We start from the raw sequence: 2,334 nt of genomic DNA, 5'->3' as shown, positions 1-2,334 counted from the left end.
TTTAGGAGGAATGTTAACGAGCAGCTTTACAGTTGGGATGCTTACTCTCTCTGTCGTTGTGGAGCAGAAACGACAGCGGGCTTTGTTGCGTAATTCGGTCAGAGAACCAAACTGCCTGCAATTGAGTAGTTATTATACAATACACTGAGTTTCAGGTATACCAAGCCCTGTAAGTTTGTTCAGCGCTTTAATCATGGCGTAAGTTTCACCAACCTGAGCATTGTAGTTTCTCAGACTTAATCGCCCACCTAACAACTGCTTCACTTGATACATTGCTGTCTCTGATAGTGAGCGTTTATGATAGCCGTAGAGCTTCTGGCAACCTACTGCTAAGTTCTTAGGGTGACCATTCTCCTAGAAGGCTGCCCCTTCTCTTGGAGGGATGAGTGGAACAGCTCGCTTGAACCGTATAGCATCGTGGCAATCCCTTGTGTCATAAGCGCCATCACCAGATATCTCGATAATTCTTCGGCGTGTTTGCTTGAGCAAGTTAGGAAGGACTTCTGCATCAATAACATTAGATAAACTCAGTTCTGCCGCGACGATTTCATGAGTGCTGGTGTCTACCGCTAAATGCAACTTTCTCCAGACCCTACGCTTCCCGTCAATACCATGCTTCTTGACCTTCCATTCACCATAATCCTTGAGACCCGTCACATCAATGGCTAGATGCTGTATTGCACCTCTAGTCTTTGGCTTAAATGAAACCTCGATGGTAATGGCTAAGTCGCTGAGCTGGCGAGGTTTACCGCGTTTATTTTGTTTACTCTCCATAACAAACATAAAACAAGCCCAATTATTCGTCCCATAACTAATAATGACAGTTTACCCAGTAATCAGTATGGAAAAATGGCGCATCCCCCTAAGTTATTGATTTTCTTTTTTTTCGTTGTAAGAAAATTCTGAAAGCAAAAGCTTGACGCTTTAATTGACATTTTATTGACACTTGAATGAAAGGCTTCTACAACTATGTGTGGCTGTTTTAGTGGGCTACTTGTCTTTCACTTTCGTATTTTGCATTTATTGCGCCCCAAAAAGAGCAATGTGCAAGATGCATGAAAGTCAACAAGGTGAGTCCTGCACGTCCCCTTAATATTGGAGTGGTCGTGCTTCATTCAACATTGATAAGAGAAAATTTATGAAATTTACCCTGAAAGCTTCTTCTATTGCAGTAATGGCTATCGTTAGTGCTTCGGCTTTTGCCGCCGCTCCAGATTCAGAGACTCAGACTGCAGGAACTGAAATCCACTGGAGTGGAAAAGTGCCAATGGAATTTAGCGACAACGGCGTCATCTTGACCAGTCAAGGCGGCACTCCGCTAACAGAAGCATTGAAAGGTGGTGATATTCACTTCCTGAAAGGTGCAACTGGCTACGATGGTACTTTTGAATCATCATCCATCCCTCTAGAGTTGCACTACCGCAACTGTACAAAATCGGATGGCACAGTTGATGGTACTGGTTCTGTTGATTGTGTTGCTGATGGTGGCAGCTACGTTCTCGGAGAAGGTGCTGATGCGATTGGCGACTTGATTGTTAATTCTACTTGGCAATTAAGCAGCGCCAACTTCAACATCGGTGGTCGTGAGAACCCTGAGCTGGCAGCTACAGGTCAAATCCTAATGGATGGCAAAGCAATGGTAGAAGGTACATCAGAGGTTGTTGCAAGTGGTAAACCAGTATTTACGACCGCAAACACAACGGCAGCAACGACACTACCAGCCCCTGGTACTCGTTACACTGTGAACGCGGCAATCATGGCCTCTAACGGCATTTAATTACTGGTTTCTTCTGCGTTAACTCAAACGCCCTTTTATTAGGGCGTTTTCTTCGTGCCAAAATAAAAGGGGTACTGATGCGAATTTCTTTAGCTATCGCTTTTGCCTTGTTTTTTTTCGTCAATAGCGCGCGCTCTGTTGAGATCACCCCTGCGCGCCCTATCTATAAAACCTTTAGTGTTGACACCTCATTTGATCAAGATGCTTTTTACGACAGAGAAATTCTTGAATTTTCTTTCGTAAAAGGAGAATGGGAATTGGAGTTTGACATGGCATCTCGTTCTTTTCGGCCTATTACCGATTTGTTGCAGATTGTAACCAACCTTCCCGCGTCAGATATCGGCAGTGAGAGCTATCATTTGACCATGGCGATTAATCAATCAAGTTGCAGAACGGGAGGGGGGGGGCTCGGCTCTAAAGATTTCGCTTCTGTGTTTGTTAACGTTGACGGCACCTTAGAAGAAGTGTCTGATGCGGGCGTCGATATCGGTGGAGGAGCGCTTAGCTTTCAAGAGGCGGGGCGTACTGGACTTTATGCTGAGCATGAAGTGACATTG

General features: G+C 44.8%; 2 protein-coding genes and 1 pseudogene. 2 read left to right on the top strand and 1 reads right to left on the bottom strand.

Annotated features, from left to right (window positions below; genetic code table 11):
• Positions 1-132: 132 nt before the first annotated feature.
• Positions 133-771, bottom strand: a pseudogene (locus OU793_RS24190) (IS5 family transposase); the annotation flags it as partial.
• Positions 772-1,138: 367 nt separating this feature from the next.
• On the opposite strand from OU793_RS24190, the gene OU793_RS24185 reads away from it, so the two are divergent.
• Both OU793_RS24185 and OU793_RS24180 read left to right on the top strand, forming a co-directional pair.
• Entirely contained in the window at positions 1,139-1,777 is a 639-nt protein-coding gene (locus OU793_RS24185; protein ID WP_025789491.1) for a hypothetical protein, read from the top strand.
• A 77-nt stretch (positions 1,778-1,854) separates the two neighbouring features.
• The coding region (locus OU793_RS24180) for a hypothetical protein (RefSeq protein WP_274647891.1) at positions 1,855-2,334 on the top strand (480 nt) is incomplete at its 3' end.

It is taken from the genome of Vibrio sp. VP6, from assembly GCF_028823755.1.
GTDB classification, from domain to species: Bacteria; Pseudomonadota; Gammaproteobacteria; order Enterobacterales; family Vibrionaceae; genus Vibrio; species Vibrio parahaemolyticus.
Note: the sequence above shows the minus strand (reverse complement) of the source record. Positions and strands in the feature narration are given on the sequence as shown.